Below are 22,497 nucleotides of genomic sequence, written 5' to 3'. Positions count from 1 at the left end.
GCCGTACGCCGGATGGGGAACACGTGCGTAAGGCATGCCAAACACGTAGTCCATTTCTTCAGTGGTCATCGGAATGGGCGGCGGGTTGAACCAGACATCGACTTCGCCGTGCTTCTGCACCAGCGCACGGGCGTTGCCCGGGTTGGTTTCCAGGTGCAGCACGCGGTTGGCGTGGGCGTAGAGCACCGCGTCGCCACGGACCTTTTCCACCGATGGCAGGCGAATCACGGTCTTGTCGCGGGTCATTTTCGGGCTCGCCAGGATCTGCACGACCTTGGCTTCGCTCGGGTCTTCAACCGGACCCTTCTCTTGCTCGATGGCGCAGGCTGCGGTGTCCTGGGTATTCACGTACGGGTTGATGATCTTGTCGATCTTGCCCGGGCGGTCGATGCGCGTGGAGTCGACTTCGTACCAGCCTTGCGGCGTGTCACGACGGATAAACGCAGTGCCGCGCACATCGGTGATGTCTTCGATCTTGTGGCCATAGGACAGGCGCTGGGCGACTTCGACAATCGCCCGCTCGGCGTTACCGTAGAGCAGGATGTCGGCGCAGGCGTCGATCAGGATCGAGTTGCGCACCCGGTCCTGCCAGTAATCGTAGTGAGCGATGCGGCGCAGGGACGCTTCGATGCCGCCGAGCACGATCGGTACATGCTTGTAGGCTTCCTTGCAGCGCTGGCTGTAGACCAGGCTCGCACGGTCCGGCCGCTTGCCCGCCAAACCACCCGGGGTGTAGGCGTCGTCGGAGCGGATTTTCTTGTCGGCGGTGTAGCGGTTGATCATCGAGTCCATGTTGCCGGCCGCGACACCGAAAAACAGGTTGGGCTCGCCAAGCTTCATGAAGTCGTCTTTGGACTGCCAGTTTGGCTGGGCAATGATCCCGACACGGAAGCCCTGGGCTTCCAGCAGACGGCCAATGATCGCCATGCCGAACGACGGGTGATCGACGTAGGCATCACCGGTCACGATGATGATGTCGCACGAATCCCAGCCGAGCTGATCCATCTCCTCCCTGCTCATGGGCAGGAACGGCGCCGGGCCGAAACATTCGGCCCAGTACTTGGGATAGTCAAATAACGGCTTGGCTGCTTGCATGTCGATGACCGGTATAAAGGATGAAAAATCGCGGGCGCGGAATATAGCACAAAATTTGATCAATTCCGACGGCTATGGTCGGAAATTAGTGGCGCACTGCAAACCCAATGTGGGAGCGAGCTTGCTCGCGAAGGGGCCAGCCCATTCAATGCATGTGCCGACAGTTACACCGCTATCGCGAGCAAGCTCGCTCCCACAGGAGAAGCACACCCTTTTGGGAAAGGGGTTAGCCTCATGAAATGCCGAACAGGTTATTCGTCATCATCAAAATTGTAGCTACCCGGCGCCAGGTTTTCGAAACGCGTGTATTTGCCGATGAACGCCAGGCGGATAAAGCCGATCGGGCCGTTCCGCTGCTTGCCGATGATGATTTCGGCGATGCCCTTGTGTTCGGTCTCGGGGTGATACACCTCGTCCCGGTAGACGAACATGATCACGTCGGCGTCCTGCTCGATCGCTCCGGATTCCCGCAAGTCGGAGTTCACCGGACGTTTGTTGGGACGCTGTTCCAGGGAACGGTTCAACTGGGACAGGGCCACCACCGGGCAGTTGAATTCCTTGGCCAGGGCCTTGAGGGAACGGGAGATCTCGGAAATCTCGTTGGTCCGGTTGTCACCGCTGGAACCGGGGATCTGCATCAACTGCAGGTAGTCGATCATGATCAGCGCAATGTCGCCGTGCTCACGCACCAGGCGCCGGGTCCGGGCACGCATTTCCGACGGGCTGATGCCCGCCGTATCATCGATGAACAGCTTGCGGTCGTTGAGCAGGTTGACCGCCGAGGTGAGGCGTGGCCAGTCGTCGTCTTCCAGTTGGCCGGAACGGACCTTGGTCTGGTCGATACGCCCCAGGGACGAGAGCATACGCATGATCAGCGATTCGCCTGGCATCTCGAGGGAGTAAACCAGGACGGCCTTGTCGCTGCGCAGCACGGCGTTTTCCACCAGGTGCATCGCAAAGGTGGTCTTACCCATGGACGGCCGGCCGGCGACGATGATCAGGTCGGACGGTTGCAGGCCGCTGGTCTTCTCGTCGAGGTCGGTGTAGCCGGTGGACAGGCCGGTGATGGCGTTGTCGGTGTTGAACAAGGTGTCGATGCGGTCGATGGCCTTGGTCAGCAGGTCGTTGACGCTCACCGGGCCGCCGGTTTTCGGCCGGGCCTCGGCGATCTGGAAGATCTGCCGCTCGGCTTCGTCAAGGATCTCGGCGGCGGTGCGGCCTTCCGGGTTGAAGGCGCTGTCGGCGATCTCGGTGCTGATGCCGATCAACTGGCGCAAGGTCGCCCGCTCGCGCACGATCTGGGCATAAGCCTTGATGTTGGCGACCGACGGCGTGTTTTTCGCCAGTTCACCCAGGTAACCCAGGCCGCCGACCTGGGACGTCTGCCCTTCCTTGTCCAATTGCTCGGCCAGGGTCACGACGTCGATCGGCATGTTCTGATCGGCCAGACGGGCGATCGGACGGAAAATCAGGCGGTGGTCATGCCGGTAGAAATCGCCATCGGAGACTTGATCGAGCACACGTTCCCAGGCGTTGTTATCCAACATCAGGCCGCCCAGCACGGCCTGTTCGGCCTCGATGGAATGCGGAGGCACCTTCAGGGCAGCGGTTTGCAGATCGTATTGCTCGGGGGCGGTGATTTCGTTCATGGCCACGTCTGGTTATGAAAATCAGGAATTGCAGAAAGACAAAGGGCACGACCTGTAAACAGGATCGTGCCCGATGTTACCGGCAAGCACCCGAGGGTGCCAGCCGACAGGTGTTGCTTAGGCTGCTACCACGACAACGCGTACGGTGGCTTCAACTTCGGCGTGCAGGTGCACGGCTACGTCGAATTCACCTACGTTGCGGATGGTGCCGTTCGGCAGACGAACTTCGCTTTTCGCAACTTCAACGCCGGAGGCGGTCAGTGCGTCAGCGATGTCGTGAGTACCGATCGAACCGAACAGCTTGCCTTCGTCGCCAGCGGTGGCAGTGATGGTCACTTCCAGCTCGGCCAGTTGGGCAGCACGGCTTTCAGCCGATGCTTTACGGTCTGCGGCGGCTTTTTCCAGCTCAGCGCGACGCTCTTCGAACGCAGCCAGGTTGGCAGCGGTCGCAGCGGTGGCTTTGCCGAAAGGCAGCAGGTAGTTACGACCGTAGCCGGCCTTAACGTTTACTTTATCGCCCAGGTTGCCCAGGTTGGCGATTTTTTCCAGAAGGATCAGTTGCATGTGAAAATCCTCTAACTTTTAACCTTCACCGTTCGCGTTGTCGGCGTCTTTCGGCGCCATACGACCGCGAAAATCAATCAGGCTGTCGACGATGGCCAAGACCACCAGCAACGGATAGATCAGTTGCATGAACAGCAACAACGTGACGTACAACCCCACCAGCCAGAACCTGGCCAGTCGCTTTTGCGCCACCAGCCCGTGAATCAGGGCCAGGGCGGCAAAGACCAGCGGTACACTGCACAACGGCGTGAGCATCGCCATCTGCGGACCGAAGTTCGGCCCCAGAAGCATGCCCGCCAACAGCAACATCGCCAGCCCAAGCGGGAAACGGATGGCGCGAAACTCGCGACCAAAACCACCCGGGTTGTACAACAACGCCTGCCAGTAGCGCCCGATAATCAGGCTCAGCACACTGACGATTTGCAACAAGGCCGCAATCAGTCCGGTCAGGACGGGGGCGATCAGGGACGCGAAACGCGCCTGCTCTTCTACCGACATCTGCTGGTAGAGATCACCGAGCGCCTCGGGCAGGATTTTTATCAAAGCCTGCGACAGCATCTCGATCTGGGGTGCGAAAGCCACCCCGAGCACCACTGAAAACACCACGCCTATCGCTATGCTGACCAGCAGCACGCGGTTCCAGGATTCGCTAGCGCGCAACACCAACGCCAGCGCCGAAGTCCCCAGCAGTACCATGACTGCACGCGGGTCCGCGGAATACAGCCACCAGAGCAAGGCCGGCAGCAGTCCCAGAGCAAGAACGCCCAAGGCGTCCCTCAATCCGCGCCGCAGGAGTACAAGACTCCCGGCGGCAGCACCCAACCAATACAACAACGGCAATGCCGCGCATCCAGCCACTACCAGAGTGGCCTGCATACGACCGCGCATGATGAACTCAGCTAAGGCGCGCATGCATTCAATCCCTTACTACTCGTCGACTGCCTGGTCTCAGCGGCCGTGGCTGTCGGTGTAGGCCAGCAGGGCCAGGAAGCGGGCGCGCTTGATAGCGGTGGCCAGCTGACGCTGATAACGAGCTTTGGTACCGGTGATACGGCTTGGAACGATTTTGCCGGTCTCGGATACGTAGGCTTTCAGAGTGTTGAGATCTTTGTAATCGATCTCTTTCACGTCTTCAGCGGTGAAGCGGCAGAATTTACGACGACGGAAGAAACGTGCCATGTGATTGGCTCCTTAAAAGGTCCGTGGATTACTCGTCAGCGTTATCGCTGTTGTCGCTGTCGCTATCGCTGTCATCGCCATCGGCGCTGTCAGAGTGCTCAGGACGGTCGCGACGCTCACGGCGCTCACTGCGGTTTTCTTCAGCCTTGAGCATCTCGGATTGGCCAGTAACGGCTTCTTCGCGACGGATGACCAGGTTACGGATCACTGCATCGTTGTAGCGGAAGTTGTCTTCCAGCTCGGCCAGGGCCTTGCCAGTGCACTCAACGTTCAGCATCACGTAGTGAGCCTTGTGAACATTGTTGATTGCGTAGGCCAGTTGACGACGGCCCCAATCTTCCAGACGGTGGATTTTGCCGCCGTCTTCTTCGATCAGCTTGGTGTAACGCTCAACCATGCCGCCGACTTGCTCGCTTTGATCCGGGTGCACCAAAAAGATGATTTCGTAATGACGCATGAATGCTCCTTACGGGTTGTAGCCTGCCGCTCAAAAACGGTCAGACAAGGAGTGAATGACACTTATGGACTTGAGGACGCTAGACACATAAGTGCCTGCCATCACAGCAAGGGGGGCAATTGTAGAGAAGGGGCGAAGGCGGCGCAAGGCAATTGGCGATTATTTGAACAACCGCTGATTTCCACCTCAACACAAAACAATGTGGGAGCGGGCTTGCTCGCGAAAGCGGTCCGACATTCAACAGATTTGCCGAATGACACTCCGCTTTCGCGAGCAAGCCCGCTCCCACAATTGATTTACGCCTGGATCAAGGCTTTTTGGCGGCAGCCTTGACGCTACGCTGGCGCAGCGCCTCGAACAGGCACACGCCGGTGGCCACCGAGACGTTGAGGCTGCTGACGCTGCCGGCCATCGGCAGCTTGACCAGATAGTCGCAATGCTCGCGGGTCAGGCGGCGCATGCCCTTGCCTTCGGCGCCCATGATCAGGATCGTCGGGCCCGGCAGGTCCTGGTCATAGATGCTGACCTCGGCCTCGCCCGCCGTACCGACGACCCACAGGCCGCGCTGCTGGAGTTTTTCCAGGGTGCGCGCCAGGTTGGTCACCGCCACCAACGGAATCACTTCCGCCGCGCCGCAAGCGACTTTCCGCACCACCGGCGTCAACGTCGCCGACTTGTCCTTGGGCACGATGCCCGCCAATGCTCCGGCGGCATCCGCCGAACGCAGGCAGGCGCCGAGGTGGTGGGGATCAGTCACGCCGTCCAGCACCAGCAACAGCGGCGCGCCTTCGGTACGGTCGAGCAGCTCGTCGAGCATGGCTTCGCCCCAGACCTGGCTCGGACTGACGTCCGCACCCACGCCCGGGTGAACGCCCTCGACCCACGCGGCCCTTTCACGACGCTCGGCCTGACCGATGGCAACCTTGTTTTGGGTAGCCAGTTCGACCAGTGCTTGCACACGCGGCTCGCTGCGACCTTCCGCCAACCACACTTGCTTGACACGCTTGGGGTGGTGACGCAGCAGGGCTTCTACGGCGTGCACGCCGTAGATTTTTTCCAGACTCATGACTTGGCCTTAGGTTTGCGCGACCCGCCGCTTTTCGCGGGGGCCGAGCCCGCTTTTGGCGGGCCTTTACGGTGTTTGCTTGGCTTGCTCGACGACTTTTCCGCCCCGTGGGCCTTTCCCCCAGACGCCGCTTTACCTCCGCTTTTGGCTTCGTTGAGCAACTGCTGCTTCAACTCGCGACTCTTGCGCAGCTCGGCGTTTTTCGCCGCTGCGTCGCTGGGGCGGTAGGCTTCGGGAGCCTTGTCCTTGGCAGACGAACGGCGACCGGCCTTGGCTGGCTCAGGCTCTGCGGTTTTTGCAGGAGCACCTTTACCTCTGCCTTTGGTCGCAGGCGCGGCGGTCTCGCTGCCGCGCTTTTTACGGCCAGTCGGTGCTTCGGCCGGCTTGTCGGACATGCCGAAGTCGATCTTGCGCTCATCGAGATCGACGCGCATGACCTGCACTTCCACGGTGTCGCCCAGGCGGAAGCTGCGACCGGTGCGCTCGCCCGCCAGGCGGTGATGCACAGGATCAAAGTGGTAGTAATCACCCGGCAAGGCGGTGACGTGCACCAGGCCCTCGACATAGATATCGGTCAGCTCGACGAACAGACCAAAGCCGGTCACAGCCGTGATCACGCCAGGGAACGACTCGCCCACGCGATCTTTCATGAACTCGCACTTGAGCCAGTTCACCACGTCGCGGGTCGCTTCGTCGGCACGGCGTTCGCTCATGGAGCACTGCTCGCCCAACTGTTCCAGGGCCGCTTCGTCGTACGGATAGATCCGTGCCTTCGGAATGGTCATGGCACCGGCGCGCTTGACGTGCGGGGTGTTCTGCTTGGAATGGATCACGCTGCGGATCGCGCGGTGCGTGAGCAAGTCCGGATAACGGCGGATCGGCGAGGTGAAGTGGGTGTATGCCTCGTAATTCAGACCGAAGTGGCCCTGGTTGTCGGCGCTGTACACCGCCTGGCTCAGGGAGCGCAGCATCACGGTCTGGATCACATGGTAATCCGGACGGTCCTTGATGCTGGCCAGCAGTGCCTGGTAGTCCTTCGGCGTCGGACCGTCCTTGCCTTTGTGCAGGGACAGGCCGAGCTCGCCGAGGAAGGCGCGCAATTTTTCCAGGCGCTCCGGCGGCGGGCCGTCGTGCACGCGGTACAACGCCGGAATCTCATGCTTCTTGAGGAATTCGGCGGTGGCCACGTTGGCCGCCAGCATGCACTCTTCGATCAGCTTGTGCGCATCGTTACGGGTGGTCGGGGTGATCGCGGCGATCTTGCGCTCGGAACCGAAGACAATCCGGGTTTCCTGGGTCTCGAAATCGATCGCGCCACGCACGTGACGGGCACCCAGCAACACCTTGTACAGCGCGTACAGTTGCTTGAGGTGCGGCACCACGCCAGCGTATTCGGTACGCAGGGCCTTGGCTTCACTGGTCTTCGGCGTTTCCAGGATGGTGCTGACCTTGTTGTAGGTCAGGCGCGCCTGGGAGTGAATCACCGCTTCGTAGAACTGGTAGTCGGTCATTTCGCCGGTTTTGGAGATGGTCATCTCGCACACCATGGCCAAACGGTCGACTTTCGGGTTCAGCGAGCACAGGCCGTTGGACAGCTGCTCAGGCAGCATCGGGATCACGCGCTCAGGGAAATACACGGAGTTGCCGCGCACCTGGGCTTCGTTATCCAGGGCCGAACCGATCTTCACGTAGCTGGACACATCGTCAATCGCGACGAACAACTTCCAGCCGCCGGAGAACAGGCGCAGCTTGCCGGGCTTGGCTTCGCAGTACACCGCATCGTCGAAGTCGCGGGCATCTTCGCCGTCGATGGTGACGAACGGCAGATGGCGCAAGTCGATGCGTTTTTCTTTATCTTTCTCTTCGACTTCCGGCTTGAGCTTGGCGGCTTCCTTGAGCACAGCGTCGGGCCAGACGTGAGGAATGTCGTAGGTGCGCAGCGCAACGTCGATCTCCATGCCCGGCGCCATGTAGTTGCCGACCACTTCAACGATATCGCCCTGGGGCTGGAAGCGCGCAGTGGGCCAGTGGGTGATTTTCACCTCGACGAACTGACCCACCTTCGCGGCGCCATTACGGCCCGGGGTAATCAGCACTTCCTGCTGGACCTTCGGGTTATCCGGCACAACGAAACCGATGCCGCCTTCTTCGAAGTAACGGCCAACGATACTTTCATGGGCGCGGGACACCACTTCGACGATCACGCCTTCACGGCGACCGCGGCGGTCCAGGCCGGACACGCGGGCCAGGGCCCGGTCACCGTCGAACACCAGGCGCATTTGCGCCGGGCTCATGAACAGGTCGTCGCTGCCATCGTCTGGGATCAAAAAGCCGAAGCCGTCACGGTGACCGGCGATGCGGCCGAGGATCAGGTCGAGCTTGTCCACCGGCGCATAGGTGCCGCGCCGGGTGTAGATCAGTTGAGCGTCGCGCTCCATGGCGCGCAGACGGCGGCGCAGGGCTTCGAGCTGGTCTTCGGTGGTCAGACCGAACTCTTCGACCAACTGCTCGCGGCTAGCAGGCGAACCCCGATCGGCGAGATGCGCCAGGATCAGTTCACGGCTAGGAATAGGGTTTTCATATTTTTCCGCTTCACGAGCGGCCTCGGGATCGAGGGACTGCCAATCGGCCATTAGAGAGTTTTCACCTTGTCTATATGCGGGTTAGTTTGGCATAGGCTTAATGAAACGGGAAATTTCAAGCATTCGATAGCGTTTCCAGCGTCATTTGGCCAGCCCTTTGGCACCCCGGGAAGCACCGCTCGTGAAATTTAGCGGTTTTTTTCTCGCCAGGGGTTTACAGTTAAAAACACGCTCCGTATAGTGCGCGCCATCGACGACGTACACACGTTGCTGATACTGCCCAGATGGTGAAATTGGTAGACACGCCAGCTTCAGGTGCTGGTGACCGCAAGGTCGTGGAAGTTCGAGTCTTCTTCTGGGCACCAATTTCGAGCAGCAGGTCAATGACTTGCAAGCTCAACAAAAACCCGCGAAAGCGGGTTTTTGCATTTCTGCCCCTAGGATTTGCGCTTGGCAATTACTAAAACAAAAACAGGGGTTTACAGATCAAAACGCGCTCCGTATAGTGCGCGACATCAACAGCGGCAACGCTGAAGATGCTGCCCAGATGGTGAAATTGGTAGACACGCCAGCTTCAGGTGCTGGTGACCGCAAGGTCGTGGAAGTTCGAGTCTTCTTCTGGGCACCAATTCAAGCTTCAAGATCATGATCTTGAAACTCACAGAAACCCGCGAAAGCGGGTTTTTGCGTTTCTGGGGCTGCCAGATTATTGGCTGACGACTCGAATGTATCCGAGCCACTAAAGCCGCCTTCGCGAGCAAGCCCGCTCCCACAGGAGATTGAGTACTTCATGAGTACACCATCAACTGTGGGAGCGGGCTGGCTCGCGAAGGGGCCAGCCTGATCAGCCCATCAAGCCCTGAACTGCCCCAGGCTCGCCTTCAACTGCGCCGCCAGGCTGTCCAGCACCTTACCGCTGGCGGTGGTCTCGACCACGGCCTGGGCCGCTTTTTCAGCCTGGGCATGGATCGTCTCCACCCGCCCACGCACCGCTTGCGCGCCCTGGGCCTGATGAGCCGCCGCCTGGGTCGCCAAACCGATGGCCGCATGCACCTGCTCGACGGACGCCTGCACCGACTGCTGCAGCCGCGCGCTGTCACGCAACACCAACAAACCTTCGCTGGCCTGACGCCCGGCCTGGCCAATGGCGGCCACCGCCTCGCGAGCGCCTTGCTGCAAGGCCACGATGTGCGCCTGGATATCGCCCGTCGAGCTCTGGGTCTTGCTCGCCAACGCCCGCACCTCGTCCGCTACCACCGCAAAGCCGCGTCCGGTTTCCCCGGCCCGCGCCGCCTCGATGGCTGCGTTCAAGGCCAGCAAGTAGGTCTGCTCGGCAATGCCATGAATCACCGTCAGCACCACTTCAATCTGTTCGCTCTGCTGCGCCAGCCGCTCGATCACTTTCGCCCCGGTGTCCACTTGGCCGGCCAGCGCCTCGATCAAGCCGCCCACCTTGGCCGAAGTCCGGGTGTTTTCATCGGTGGCCTGACGGATTTCCACCACTTGTTGCAGCGCCGCCTGCATTGCCTGACTTTCCGATTGAGCTTCGTCAGCCATTTGCGACAGCGCACGCAGGCTCTCGGCCACTTCATCGCGCTGCATCCCAGCCGCCGCGTCGGCGCCGGAGTTGCGCAAGGTCATCGCGCCGATTTCCACACCGGTACGCTGGGCCACATCGCCCGCCTCGCGCACGATGGGCTGCAACTTAACCACAAAGCGATTGACCGCCGAGGCCATGTCGCCGATTTCGTCCTTGCTGTTGATTTGCACACGCTTGGTCAGGTCACCCTCGCCCGCCGCCCGGTCGTTCATGGCGGCGATCAGCAGCTTCAAGCGATTGACCACTCGACGCCCCAGCACCACAGCCAGCAGCGCCCGCACGCCGAAGCCCACCAGCGCCCAGCCCAGGCCGATGCGCCAGCGCAAAGTGCCTGCGGCCTCCTGGACAGTGGAGGCGGTATTGGTTTGCATCTGCGTGGCCGTGGCCTGGGCCGACTCCAAGCGACCGCGCATGGCGGTGGCGCTGTCAGCCGCCGCGCCCTTGAGACTGTCGCCGACCAATTGGTCGCTGCTGGCGATCAAGGCCGAGAAGCGCTGGTCCAACGCCTTCAGGTCGGTTTCAACGGAAGCCGTGGAAACCCCCATCAAGACCTTGCCGATCTCTACGCCGTTGGGGTTGATCGAGGCTTCCAGGTAATACACAGACGGATCGTTCTTCGCCGCGTCCAGCACTTTGTCCAACGCCCGCTCGCCTTTGCCCTTCTCCAGCAGCGCCTTGTTGATCGGGTTTTCCCGGTTCAGGTAGCGGGTCAAGTGCTCACCATTGGCGTCGTCATAAATGACGAACAGCACGTTGGGATTGCGCTGGGCCCGACGGGCGAACTCAGAGAGGGTGGGCACGTCGTTATCCCACATGGCGCGCGGCGCAACGGACGCCAGGAGTTGCGCCATATCATTGGCGGAATCCCTCAAGTCCTTCTCCAACGTCCCACGCAACTGCGCCTGCTCGTCCTTCAGGCGAGCGGACAGCCCGGCGTTCAGTCGCTGGCGGGTATTGGCGGACAGGCTGTCCAGGCTCGACGTGACTTCGCGCCCGGCCTGCTCCAGCTCGGTGGAGAGCTTCTGGCTGTCCGCCCCCAGCCGCGCACCGAGGTCGGCTTCCAGTGCCGTGACGGTGCTTCGGGTCAGCGCAACGGCCACCAGCACCTGCACCAAAAGGGCGATACCCAGGGTAACGAACACAGGCCGCAATAAACGGCTTTGTAACAGTGAGAGAACGGCCGACACGTGAAATCCCTCTACCAAACGCCATTAATTTGATGGCACTCGGAAAAGCGGTGCCTTAATGGAGTTGCATAGCAAGTGTCGTGCCGCCCGGCAGGCAGAAACGACAAAGGGCCCTAATGAGGGCCCTTTGTGTTTTGCATCAACGACTTATCAGGCAAACGGATGACGCAGAACGATGGTTTCGTTGCGGTCCGGCCCCGTCGAAATAATGTCGATCGGCGCACCGACCAACTCTTCGACGCGCTTGATGTAGTTGCGCGCGGCCACCGGCAGCTCTTCCAGGGTCTTGGCGCCCACGGTCGATTCGGTCCAGCCCGGCATCTGCTCGTACACCGGCTCCAGGCCGATGTAGCTGTCGGCATCGGTCGGGGCGTCGATGACAGCGCCGTCCTGGTTCTTGTAGCCCACGCAGATGTTGATGGTTTCCAGGCCGTCCAGCACGTCCAGCTTGGTCAGGCACAGGCCCGAGATGCTGTTGACGTCGATGGCACGACGCAGGATGACGGCATCGAACCAGCCGCAACGACGGGCACGGCCGGTGGTGGCACCGAACTCGTGGCCACGCTTGGCCAGGAAGGCACCGACGTCGTCGAACAGCTCAGTCGGGAATGGACCTGAACCGACACGCGGGGTGTAGGCCTTGGTGATGCCCAGGATGTAGTCCAGGTACATCGGGCCGAAACCCGAACCGGTGGCGATGCCGCCGGCAGTGGTGTTGGAGCTGGTGACGTACGGGTAGGTACCGTGGTCGATGTCCAGCAGCGAACCCTGGGCACCTTCGAACATGATGTCCTTGCCGGCGCGACGCAGCTCGTGCAGCTCGGCGGTGACGTCGAGCATCATCGGCTTGAGCAGCTCGGCGTATTCCATGCACTCATCCAGGGTTTTCTGGAAGTCGATGGCCGGCTCTTTGTAGTAATTGACCAGGACGAAGTTGTGGTAGTCCAGCAACTCACCCAGCTTGGCGGCGAAACGCTCACGGTGGAACAGGTCACCGATGCGCAGGCCACGACGGGCCACCTTGTCTTCGTAGGCCGGGCCGATGCCGCGACCGGTGGTGCCGATCTTCAGCTCGCCACGGGCCTTTTCACGGGCCTGGTCCAGCGCAACGTGGTAGGACAGGATCAGCGGGCAGGACGGGCTTATACGCAAGCGCTCGCGCACCGGTACGCCTTTTTCTTCCAGCTTGATGATTTCCCGCAGCAAGGCGTCGGGCGCAACCACCACACCGTTGCCGATCAGGCACTGGACACCTTCGCGCAGCACGCCCGACGGAATCAGGTGCAGGACGGTTTTTTCACCGTCGATCACCAAGGTGTGACCTGCGTTGTGGCCTCCCTGGTAGCGCACTACGGCGGCAGCATGTTCGGTCAGCAGATCAACGATCTTGCCTTTGCCCTCATCACCCCACTGGGTGCCCAGGACTACGACATTCTTACCCATAACACTTGTCCTCATTCGCGCAAACTTGGTGCCGGCTTCGGCCGGCGGGAAAACTCAAGAAGCCAGCGGCAATACTTGCCAAAGCCCGTTCTGCTGAATCAATTGCCGGTCGCAGTCCGCTTCACGGGCGGCGGCCAAAGGTTGCCCTGGCAAAGCCTGGACAACGCGCTGACCCTCACTGCGCAACTGGCAGACCGCCTGCCAGAGTGCCGCATCCGTACTGTCAGGCATCCAGATACCGCCAGACGGTAGCTCGACTTCAGCACGCCCCAGGGTCACCAGGGTTTTCAAATCGGTGGAGAAACCGGTCGCCGGACGGGCACGACCGAAGTCAGCGCCGATGTCGTCATAACGGCCGCCCTGGGCGATGGACTGACCCACGCCTGGTACGAACACCGCAAACACGACACCGGTGTGGTAGTGATAACCGCGCAACTCGCCCAGGTCGAAATACAGCGGCAACTCGGGGAAGCGCACCGACAGACGCTCGGCAATCGCCAGCAAGTCGTCCAGCGCGGCCAACACCGGCGCCGGCGCATGGGCCAAGCGTTCACGGGCCGCGACCAATACTTCACGCCCGCCGCACAGGTCCACCAGCGCCCGCAGCATGCCCGACAGATCGGCCGGCAGGCCCTCGGTCAGGCTGACGACTTCGTCGATGGCCTTGCGCTGCAGGGCATCGAACAGCTGTTGTTCAACTTCGCCGGACAAACCGGCCGCACGGGCCAGGCCGCGATAGATGCCGACATGCCCCAGGTCCATGTGGACATCCGGCACGTCAGCCAGTTGCAGCATGGCCAGCATCAGGCTGATGACTTCCACGTCGCTGCTCGGGCTGGCATCGCCATACAACTCGGCGCCCAATTGGATCGGGCTGCGCGAAGAAGACAAGGCGCGCGGTTGGGCATGTAGCACGCTGCCGGCGTAGCACAGGCGGCTCGGGCCCTCGCGGCGCAGGGTGTGGGCGTCGATGCGCGCCACTTGCGGCGTGATGTCGGCACGAAAGCCCATCTGCCGGCCCGACTGCGGATCGATTACCTTGAAGGTGCGCAGGTCCAGGTCCTGGCCCGCGCCGGTGAGCAGGGATTCCAGGTACTCGATATGCGGGGTGACGACGAACTCGTAACCCCAGCTCTGGAACAGATCCAACACCTGCCGACGCGCTACTTCGATACGCGCAGCTTCCGGTGGCAGTACTTCTTCGATGCCATCTGGCAGCAGCCAGCGGTCTACCGTTGCCATTACGCCATTCCCCTATGGTCCGGGCGGCCAGCTTTCGGACTGGCCTTGAGTGAAGCAGAAAATGCCTGCGCCAGGCGCGCAGCTTGGGCAAAAAACGCGCAAGAGCGACGTGACGAATGGCCCATCATCGGCCTCGCCCGGCACTTTCCTCGAAAAACCTGTCGAGTCGTTCAACCCGACGCCTGCACCTATAAACCGCAATCGAACGTGCAGACGCAAAAAAGCCGGGAATTTCCCGGCTGCCGCATCATACACACGTTTTCCCAAAGGATCACCCCGCCCGACGTTTTAGCCGCCGGGCGGAGTATCTCAGGTCAACGCCGCATCAAGGCTTGGACTTTTCCAGGTAGTGGAAGAAGTCGCTGCTTGGGTCCAGGACCAGGACGTCGGACTTGTTCGCGAAGCTTTCACGGTAGGCACGCAGGCTACGGTAGAACGCGTAGAACTCCTGATCCTGACCATAAGCCTTGGCGTAGATCGAAGCGGCCTGGGCATCACCATCACCACGGACTTCTTCCGATTCACGATAGGCTTCGGCCAGCAGCACGCGTCGTTGGCGATCGGCGTCGGCACGGATGCCTTCGGCCAGCTCGTTACCTTTGGCACGGTGCTCGCGAGCTTCACGCTCACGCTCGGTGCTCATCCGCTCGAACACGCTGCGGTTCACTTCCTTCGGCAGGTCGATAGCCTTGACCCGGACATCGACCACTTCGATACCCAGCTCTTTTTCCGCCATCGCATTCAGCGAACGAGTGATATCGGCCATGAGCGCATCACGCTCGCCGGACACCACTTCATGCAACGTGCGCTTACCGAACTGGTCACGCAGGCCCGATTCCAGGCGACGGGACAGACGCTCATCGGCGATCTGCTTGAGGCCCGAGGTCGCGGTGTAGAAGCGCTCGGCATCCTTCACACGCCACTTGGCGTAGGCGTCCACCATCACGGCTTTCTTTTCCAGTGTCAGGAAGCGTTGCGTCGGCGCATCCAGCGTCATCAGGCGAGCGTCGAACTTGCGCACCTTGTTGACGTACGGCACCTTCACATGCAGCCCCGGCTGGACATCAGCCTGGACCACGCGACCGAATTGCAGCAACACCGCGCGCTCGGTCTGAGCCACGATGTAGAAGCAGTTCCAGGCAGCGATCGCCACGACGACACCGACAATAAGGGCGATCAGCGATTTATTGCTCATCAGCGACTCTCCCTGGTACGTGCTTGCTGTTGTTGCAGGTCCGCCGCCGCACGGGTGCTGGCCTCATTGCTGGCCGCCGTCGAACTGGCCGGTGGCGTACTGGTGTTTCGACCGCTCTCGACCATCTTGTCCAGCGGCAGGTACAGCAGATTGCTCTGGCCGTTCTTGTTGCCGGTCACGAGGACCTTGCTGGTGTTGCTGAAGACTTCCTGCATGGTGTCCAGGTACAGACGCTGGCGGGTCACTTCAGGGGCCTTGCGATATTCGGCCACCAGCTTGGTGAAGCGATCGGCCTCACCCTTGGCACGGGAGACCACTTCATCGCGGTAACCGTTGGCATCCTCGATGATGCGCTGGGCCTGGCCACGGGCTTCCGGCACGACGCCGTTGGCATAGGTTTCGGCCTGGTTGCGCGAACGTTGCTCGTCTTCACGGGCACGGATCACGTCATCGAAGGCTTCCTGGACCTCACGCGGTGCCGCTGCGCTCTGGACGTTGACCTGGGTGACGGTGATACCGGTGCGATAGGTATCGAGGAAACGTTGCAGACGCTCCTTGATTTCGCTCGCCATCAGCTCACGACCTTCGGTCAGCACCTGGTCCATGGCGGTGGAACCCACCACATGGCGCAAGGCACTTTCGGTCGCGTGCTGCAAGCTGATCTCCGGCTGGTCGACGTTCAGCACGAAGTCCTGCAGGTTGGTGATCTTGTATTGCACGGTCAGCGGCACTTCGACGATGTTCTCGTCTTCCGTGAGCATCTGGCCCTGCTTGGTGTACGCCCGCTCACGCGTGACGTTCTCCATGTACTTCTGGTCGATCGGCGGGAAATAGATGTTCAGGCCCGGGCCAACCGTCTCGTAGTACTTGCCGAAGCGCAGCACCACGGCTTGCTCCTGTTCGTCCACGACATAGACCGCGCTGTACAGCCAGACAGCCGCCAGCACGACGAGGCCGATGCCGAGCAGGCCGAAACCGCCGCCCTTGCCCGAGCGACCACCGCCCTCATCACCGCGTTTTTTACCACCACCGAACAAACCGTTCAGGCTTTCCTGCAGCTTTCGGAAGGCCTCGTCGAGATCCGGCGGCCCCTTGCGGTCGCCGTTGTTACGACGCTTGCCACCCCAAGGATCCTGATTATTCGAGTTGCCACCCGGCTCATTCCAAGCCATAGCGCTCTCCATCTGATAAAGCAAAGACGCACCCACGGCGCGCCGACCAATGCTACAGAATGCCTGACACCGCTTTCTCAGGCTTTTATTGCAATGTGTGTTGCTCGATGAATTCCATCGGTTGCAGCCCTTCGCGACTGACCAGCCGGTTGAGCTCCGACCGAGGCAGGCGAACAGCCAGCAGGCAGACACCTTCTTCGTCGTGTTCTTCTTTTTGCACGGCCCCCAGCTCGAAAAACTGCGCACGAAGCCGGGCGAAACGTTGCGGCAACTTCAGGGTGCCGACAAACAGATCGTTGCCCAACAGCTCGGCCACGGCCTGCTTGAGCAGGTCCAGGCCGGTGCCATCACGGGCCGACAGCCAGACCCGTTGCGGCTTGCCATCGGCATCGCGCTGGATCTGCGGCTCCACGCCTTCGAGCAAATCGAGTTTGTTGTATACCTCGAGGATCGGCAAGTCCTGGGCTCCGATCTCGCCCAGCACCACCATCACCTGCTCGATCTGCAGCATCCGGTCCGGCTCGGCGGCATCGATCACGTGCAACAGCAGGTCGGAGTTGCTCGACTCTTCGAGCGTAGCTCGGAAAGCCTCGACCAGCTTGTGCGGCAGGTGACGGATGAAGCCCACGGTGTCGGCCAGCACGATCGGCCCGAGGTCGTCTAGGTCGAGCCGGCGCAGGGTCGGGTCGAGCGTGGCGAACAACTGGTCGGCGGCGTAGACGTCGGATTGGGTGACATTGTTGAACAGGGTCGATTTGCCGGCGTTGGTATAACCCACCAGTGAAACCGTCGGGATATCCGCGCGCTTGCGACCGCGGCGCGACTGCTCGCGCTGGCTGCGGACCTTTTCCAGCCGCCCCTTGATCTGGCGCAGGCGAACCCGCAACAGGCGTCGGTCGGTTTCCAGCTGGGTTTCACCCGGGCCGCGCAGGCCGATACCGCCTTTCTGCCGCTCAAGGTGAGTCCAGCCGCGAACCAGCCGCGTACTCATGTGCTCAAGCTGGGCCAGTTCGACCTGGAGCTTGCCTTCATGGGTTCGGGCGCGCTGGGCGAAGATATCGAGGATCAACCCCGTGCGGTCGATCACGCGACACTCGAAGACACGTTCGAGGTTACGTTCCTGACTGGGCGTGAGGATGTGATTGAAAATCACCAGATCGACCTGCTCGGCCTTGACCAGGTCGCGCAACTCCTCGACCTTGCCACTGCCGATCAGGAACTTGGCGGTTGGCCGATGACGCGGCACGTTGAAAAACGCGACGGTCTCGGCGCCGGCCGAAAGTGCCAATTCCTGAAACTCCTGCGGATCTTCGCGCGCCTCAGGGTCCTGTCCATCCAAGTGAACGAGAATGGCTCGTTCACCACCACCGTGGCGCTCAAAGAACAAAGGAGGCTCCTATCAGGCGTTACCCGGTTCAGCGTCACCGCCTTCGGATTCGGTTGCGCTAGGCAGACGAATTGGACGAACGGGCACCACTGTCGAGATCGCGTGCTTGTAGACCATCTGGCTGACGGTGTTTTTCAGAAGGATGACGAACTGGTCGAAAGACTCGATCGTGCCTTGCAGTTTGATCCCGTTGACCAGATAGATGGACACCCCAACTTTCTCTTTACGTAAAGTGTTCAAGTAAGGGTCTTGTAGCGAATGCCCTTTTGACATGTGCCGCACTCCTTTAAGGATCAATAATAAAAATCGGAATCAGATGGCTTGGGCCGTCACACCCCCAAGGATAGACGGCAATTGCAAGGACTCAGCTCAATATGGAGATGGTCCCGAGGTATTTCAAGGCGCGTGGCAGATTGTCGCAATCGAGACTGTCGAGCCAATGCAGGTCAGTCCAGCTGCGCAGCCAGGTGAACTGGCGTTTCGCCAATTGGCGCGTGGCAATGATCCCACGCTCCTGCATCTCGGCTGACGTCAGCTTGCCGTCCAGGTAATCCCAGACTTGTCGATAACCTACCGCACGTATAGACGGCAACCCGGCATGCAGGTCACTTCGCTCACGCAGGGCTACGACCTCGTCTATGAACCCCTGTTCCAACATTAATGTGAATCTTTGTTCAATTCGCCGATGCAGCACTTGCCGGTTCGCCGGAGCGATGGCCAGATTCGCGACAGTATAGGGCAATTGTTGCAGTCCCGAAGCGGCTGCTTCAGTACTTTGCGCAGTTTGTCGCTGGCGCAGGGCTGTCATGCTCTGGCCGCTGACCCGATAAACCTCCAAGGCTCGACTCAGTCGCTGCGGGTCATTGGGGTGAATACGCGCTGCCGATTCCGGGTCGATGACCGCCAATTGCTCATGCAAGGCTTGCCAGCCCAGGCGCGCGGCTTCCTCTTCGATCTGCGCGCGCACCTCGGGATCGGCGGCGGGCATGTCCGCCCGCCCCTCGACCAAGGCCGTGTAATACAGCATCGTGCCGCCCACCAGCAGGGGGATCTTGCCCCGCGCGGTGATTTCGGCCATGGCCTGGAGCGCGTCACGGCGGAAATCGGCCGCCGAATAAGCCTCGGCCGGATCGAGGATGTCGATCAGGCGGTGGGGGAATTCGGCCAGCAGTTCTTTCGACGGCTTGGCGGTGCCGATGTCCATGCCCCGGTAGACCAAGGCCGAATCGACGCTGATCAATTCGCAGGGCAGGACCTTGGTCAACTCGATGGCCAGGTCGGTCTTGCCGGCAGCGGTCGGGCCCATCAGGAAAATCGCGGGTGGCAACGGGTTCATCAACGACCGCGCAGGAACAGTTTGTCCAGGTCGTCCAGGCCCAATTGGGTCCAGGTCGGCCGGCCATGGTTGCATTGACCACTGCGTTCGGTGTTTTCCATGTCCCGCAGCAGGCCGTTCATTTCCGGCAGGGCCAGGCGCCGGTTAGCGCGGATCGCGCCGTGGCAGGCCATGGTGCCGAGCAGTTCGTTCAGGTGCGCCTGGATCCGGTCGCTGGTGCCGTATTCCATCAAGTCCGCCAGTACGTCGCTGACCAGGCGATTGGCCTCGGCCTGCTTCAACAACGCCGGGATCTGGCGGATCGCCAGGGTTTCCGGGCCCAGGCGCTGCAATTCGAAGCCCAGGCGCTGGAACCAGGCCACATGTTCTTCGGCGCAATCGGCTTCGCGCTGGCTGACGGCCAGGGATTCGGGCACCAACAGCGGCTGGCCGCTCAGGCCTTCGCTGGCCATGGCAATTTTCAGGCGCTCGTACATGATCCGCTCATGGGCGGCGTGCATGTCCACCAGGACCAGGCCCTGGGCATTTTCCGAGAGGATATAGATGCCCTTGAGTTGCGCCAGGGCGTAGCCCAGCGGCGGAATATCGCCCTGGCCATCGGGCATCGCCGCCGCGCCGGCTTCCGGCAAGGGCTTGAAGAACTCGCGATAGGCCGCCTGGGCCTCGGCTGCGGGCACATTGGATTGTGGGCGCGGGGTGTATTGATACTGATAGCCGCTGCCAGCGCCGCTGCCGGCCGTGTTGTAGCTCGGCTGAGGCTGGGGTTGCTCCAGCAATGCGTTGGCCGCCAGGCGCATTTCGCCCTGGGGCCCGAATTCGCCCGCCTCCAGCCCCGTTGGCCGGACCATGCCCGCCACTGCAGCTGGCGCCGCCAGTTGATCTTCCGGACGTACGTCGCCCAAGGCGCGGTGCAAGGTGCCGTAGAGGAAATCGTGGACCATGCGCCCATCACGGAAACGCACCTCATGCTTGGTCGGGTGCACGTTGACGTCCACCACCGCCGGATCGACTTCAAAAAACAGCACGAAGGTCGGATGCCGGCCATTGAACAGCACGTCGCGATAGGCCTGGCGCACCGCGTGAGCCACCAGTTTGTCGCGCACCGCCCGGCCGTTCACGTAGAAATACTGCAAGTCCGCCTGGCTGCGGGAGAACGTTGGCAAACCGACCCAACCCCACAGGTGCAGGCCATTGCGCTCCACCTCGATGGGCAAGGCCTGTTCCAGGAAACCCGCTCCGCACACCGCGCCCACGCGCCGGGCTCGGGCGGCATCGTCGCGGGCCTCGTGCAGGCTGAGGATGGTCTTGCCGTTGTGGCGCAAATGGAACGCCACGTCAAAACGCGCCAGGGCCAGGCGCTTGATGACTTCTTGAAGGTGATCGAACTCAGTTTTCTCGGCCTTGAGAAACTTGCGCCGTGCCGGGGTGTTGAAGAACAAATCGCGCACTTCCACCGAGGTACCCACCGGATGGGCCGCGGGCTGGACGCGAGAGGCCATGTCGCGGCCTTCGGTCTCGACCTGCCAGGCCTGCTCGGCGTCGCGGGTGCGTGAGGTGAGGGTCAGGCGCGACACCGAACTGATGGACGCCAGCGCTTCACCCCGGAAACCCAGGCTCATGACCCGCTCAAGGTCTTCCAGGTCACGGATCTTGCTGGTGGCGTGACGCGCCAGGGCCAGCGGCAGGTCGTCGGAGGAAATACCCCCACCGTCATCGCGCACCCGCAGCAGCTTGACGCCACCCTGCTCGACATCCACATCGATGCGCTTGGCCCCGGAGTCGAGGCTGTTTTCCAGCAACTCCTTGATGACCGACGCCGGACGCTCGACCACTTCCCCGGCGGCGATCTGGTTCGCCAGCCGAGGGCTGAGCAGTTCGATGCGGGCGGCGCTGCCGATCACTTCGTCACTCATTGCTTGACCGCCACTTCGTTGCCCGGAATGGTCAGGGTCTGGCCAATCTTGAGCTCATCGCTCTTGAGATTGTTGGCGCTGCGCAAGGTGGCGGGCGACACCTGGTAGCGCACGGCAATCATCGCCAGGGTTTCGCCAGGGTTGACGCGGTGGTCCCGTGGCCCCTGGGCGATCTTGCCGGAGTCCCGCAGCCAGGCGATGTAGGTGCCCGGCGGTGGGTTCTGCTGGAAGAACTGCCGTACACCGCTGCTGATGGAGCGGGCCAGGGCCTGCTGGTGGCTGGAGGACGACAGCTTGGACGCTTCGTTTGAATTAGAGATGAAGCCGGTCTCCACCAGGATCGACGGGATGTCCGGCGACTTGAGCACCATGAACCCGGCCTGTTCGACGCGCTGCTTGTGCAGCGGCGTGACACGACCGATGTTGCTCAGGACTTTCTGGCCGACGTTCAGGCTGGAGGTCAACGAGGCCGTCATCGACAAATCGAGCAAGACACCGGCAAGCATCCGGTCCTTGTCGTCGAGGCTGACGTTGCCGGCACCGCCGATCAGGTCGGAACGGTTTTCGCTGTCGGCCAACCAACGGGCGGTCTCGGACGTGGCACCACGGTCGGACAGGGCAAACACCGAGGCCCCGAACGCGGCTTTCGAAGGCGCGGCGTCGGCGTGAATGGAGACGAACAGGTCGGCGCCCTTCTTGCGGGCGATCTCGGTACGACCGCGCAAAGGAATGAAATAGTCGCCGGTGCGGGTCAGTTCGGCGCGGAAGCCTTTCATGCCGTTGACCTGGCGCTGCAATTCACGGGCGATGGCCAGCACCACGTCTTTTTCACGTTGCCCGCGCGAGCCCGAGGCCCCCGGGTCCTCGCCGCCGTGACCGGCATCGCTCACCACGATGATGTCACGCTTGCCGGCCGGGGCCGGTGGCAGCTTGAGCGCAGGCTCCGTCGGGGTCACCGGCACCGCGGGCACCGTGGCAACCTTGGTCGGCGGCGGTGGCGGTGGGTCGGCATCGGCCGGGGTGTCGAACAGGTCCTCCACCAGCCGGTTGCCGTACTGGGCATTGGGGGCCAGGGTGAAGCTTTTCGGGGTCACGGCTTTTTTCAGGTCGATGACCACCCGCAGGTCGGTGGGCGTACGCTGGGCCGAGCGCATCGCGGTAATCGGCGTATTGGCGGTAGCGACGTTCAATGGCGCGCCCAGGGAGGCACCGTTGATGTCGATCACCAGGCGATCCGGGGCGGTCAGGGTGAATACGCTGTGCTGCACCGGCCCCGTCAGGTCGAACACCAGCCGTGTGTTGTCCGGCGCCCGCCAGAGGCGAACGCTGTTGACCTTTGTCTCGGCCACAGCATCGACGGCCAGTGCCGTAAGCAACAGTCCTACGACAGCAACCACCGCGCGAAAGCGCATACCAAACCCCATCATCAA

The 22,497-nt window shown here is 61.6% G+C and carries 18 protein-coding genes and 2 tRNA genes; 2 read left to right on the top strand and 18 right to left on the bottom strand.

Going from position 1 to position 22,497, the window contains the following annotated elements:
* The 8 genes from HGO40_RS09960 to rnr all read right to left on the bottom strand — a co-directional run.
* On the bottom strand, positions 1–1,095 hold a 1,095-nt coding region (locus HGO40_RS09960), incomplete at its 3' end, for a YgiQ N-terminal domain-containing protein (protein ID WP_502943245.1).
* Between the two features lie 251 nt (positions 1,096–1,346).
* Positions 1,347–2,744, bottom strand: a complete 1,398-nt coding sequence (gene dnaB, locus HGO40_RS09955; protein WP_250962844.1) for a replicative DNA helicase — start codon at positions 2,742–2,744, stop codon at positions 1,347–1,349.
* Positions 2,745–2,861: 117 nt separating this feature from the next.
* Positions 2,862–3,308 carry a 50S ribosomal protein L9 gene (rplI, locus tag HGO40_RS09950; protein WP_003186385.1) on the bottom strand — a complete coding sequence of 149 codons (447 nt, stop codon included), beginning with the start codon at positions 3,306–3,308 and terminating at the stop codon, positions 2,862–2,864.
* An 18-nt stretch (positions 3,309–3,326) separates the two neighbouring features.
* Positions 3,327–4,220: a YybS family protein gene (locus HGO40_RS09945; protein WP_250962843.1), complete on the bottom strand. Its 894-nt coding sequence runs from the start codon at positions 4,218–4,220 to the stop codon at positions 3,327–3,329.
* Positions 4,221–4,256: 36 nt separating this feature from the next.
* Positions 4,257–4,487 carry a 30S ribosomal protein S18 gene (gene rpsR, locus HGO40_RS09940; protein WP_002551829.1) on the bottom strand — a complete coding sequence of 77 codons (231 nt, stop codon included), beginning with the start codon at positions 4,485–4,487 and terminating at the stop codon, positions 4,257–4,259.
* Between the two features lie 28 nt (positions 4,488–4,515).
* The gene (rpsF, locus tag HGO40_RS09935) at positions 4,516–4,944 is read right to left on the bottom strand and encodes a 30S ribosomal protein S6 (RefSeq protein ID WP_003186395.1); all 429 of its coding nucleotides are present in this window, start codon (positions 4,942–4,944) and stop codon (positions 4,516–4,518) included.
* A gap of 307 nt (positions 4,945–5,251) precedes the next feature.
* Positions 5,252–6,010, bottom strand: a complete 759-nt coding sequence (rlmB, locus tag HGO40_RS09930; protein ID WP_250962842.1) for a 23S rRNA (guanosine(2251)-2'-O)-methyltransferase RlmB — start codon at positions 6,008–6,010, stop codon at positions 5,252–5,254.
* Positions 6,007–8,643 carry a ribonuclease R gene (gene rnr / locus HGO40_RS09925; RefSeq protein WP_250962841.1) on the bottom strand — a complete coding sequence of 879 codons (2,637 nt, stop codon included), beginning with the start codon at positions 8,641–8,643 and terminating at the stop codon, positions 6,007–6,009. The genes rlmB and rnr overlap by 4 nt, the downstream gene beginning before the upstream one ends.
* Before the next feature lie 227 nt (positions 8,644–8,870).
* On the opposite strand from rnr, the gene HGO40_RS09920 reads away from it, so the two are divergent.
* Positions 8,871–8,957 (top strand) — tRNA-Leu (locus tag HGO40_RS09920).
* Between the two features lie 176 nt (positions 8,958–9,133).
* Positions 9,134–9,220: transfer RNA gene (locus HGO40_RS09915), tRNA-Leu, on the top strand.
* Between the two features lie 224 nt (positions 9,221–9,444).
* Here the strand turns inward: HGO40_RS09915 and HGO40_RS09910 are convergent.
* From HGO40_RS09910 to HGO40_RS09865, 10 genes are all read right to left on the bottom strand, one after another.
* Positions 9,445–11,379 (bottom strand): methyl-accepting chemotaxis protein, encoded by a 1,935-nt coding sequence (locus HGO40_RS09910; RefSeq protein ID WP_250962840.1) that lies wholly within the window; start codon positions 11,377–11,379, stop codon positions 9,445–9,447.
* Positions 11,380–11,529: 150 nt separating this feature from the next.
* Positions 11,530–12,822 (bottom strand): adenylosuccinate synthase, encoded by a 1,293-nt coding sequence (locus HGO40_RS09905; RefSeq protein ID WP_250962839.1) that lies wholly within the window; start codon positions 12,820–12,822, stop codon positions 11,530–11,532.
* A 54-nt stretch (positions 12,823–12,876) separates the two neighbouring features.
* Positions 12,877–14,064: an ATP phosphoribosyltransferase regulatory subunit gene (locus tag HGO40_RS09900; protein WP_250962838.1), complete on the bottom strand. Its 1,188-nt coding sequence runs from the start codon at positions 14,062–14,064 to the stop codon at positions 12,877–12,879.
* 325 nt (positions 14,065–14,389) lie between these two features.
* Positions 14,390–15,259: a protease modulator HflC gene (hflC, locus tag HGO40_RS09895; RefSeq protein ID WP_053117908.1), complete on the bottom strand. Its 870-nt coding sequence runs from the start codon at positions 15,257–15,259 to the stop codon at positions 14,390–14,392.
* Positions 15,259–16,431 carry an FtsH protease activity modulator HflK gene (gene hflK / locus HGO40_RS09890; RefSeq protein ID WP_186707980.1) on the bottom strand — a complete coding sequence of 391 codons (1,173 nt, stop codon included), beginning with the start codon at positions 16,429–16,431 and terminating at the stop codon, positions 15,259–15,261. The genes hflC and hflK overlap by 1 nt, the downstream gene beginning before the upstream one ends.
* An 85-nt stretch (positions 16,432–16,516) precedes the next feature.
* Complete coding sequence (gene hflX, locus HGO40_RS09885; RefSeq protein WP_053117904.1) at positions 16,517–17,818, bottom strand: ribosome rescue GTPase HflX; 1,302 nt, start codon at positions 17,816–17,818, stop codon at positions 16,517–16,519.
* A 12-nt stretch (positions 17,819–17,830) separates the two neighbouring features.
* The gene (hfq, locus tag HGO40_RS09880; protein ID WP_003186419.1) at positions 17,831–18,091 is read right to left on the bottom strand and encodes an RNA chaperone Hfq; all 261 of its coding nucleotides are present in this window, start codon (positions 18,089–18,091) and stop codon (positions 17,831–17,833) included.
* A gap of 91 nt (positions 18,092–18,182) precedes the next feature.
* Positions 18,183–19,154 (bottom strand): tRNA (adenosine(37)-N6)-dimethylallyltransferase MiaA, encoded by a 972-nt coding sequence (miaA, locus tag HGO40_RS09875; protein ID WP_250962837.1) that lies wholly within the window; start codon positions 19,152–19,154, stop codon positions 18,183–18,185.
* Positions 19,154–21,052, bottom strand: coding sequence for a DNA mismatch repair endonuclease MutL (gene mutL, locus HGO40_RS09870; RefSeq protein ID WP_250962847.1), 1,899 nt, complete (start codon positions 21,050–21,052; stop codon positions 19,154–19,156). Before mutL ends, miaA begins: the two co-directional genes overlap by 1 nt.
* An 11-nt stretch (positions 21,053–21,063) precedes the next feature.
* Entirely contained in the window at positions 21,064–22,494 is a 1,431-nt protein-coding gene (locus HGO40_RS09865; protein ID WP_284739050.1) for an N-acetylmuramoyl-L-alanine amidase, read from the bottom strand.
* Positions 22,495–22,497 lie beyond the last annotated feature (3 nt).

Source organism: Pseudomonas sp. CG7 (assembly GCF_023701885.1).
GTDB lineage: Bacteria > Pseudomonadota > Gammaproteobacteria > Pseudomonadales > Pseudomonadaceae > Aquipseudomonas > Aquipseudomonas zanjanensis.
The sequence above is the reverse complement of the archived record's forward strand: the minus strand, read 5'-3'. Positions and strand labels throughout refer to the sequence as shown.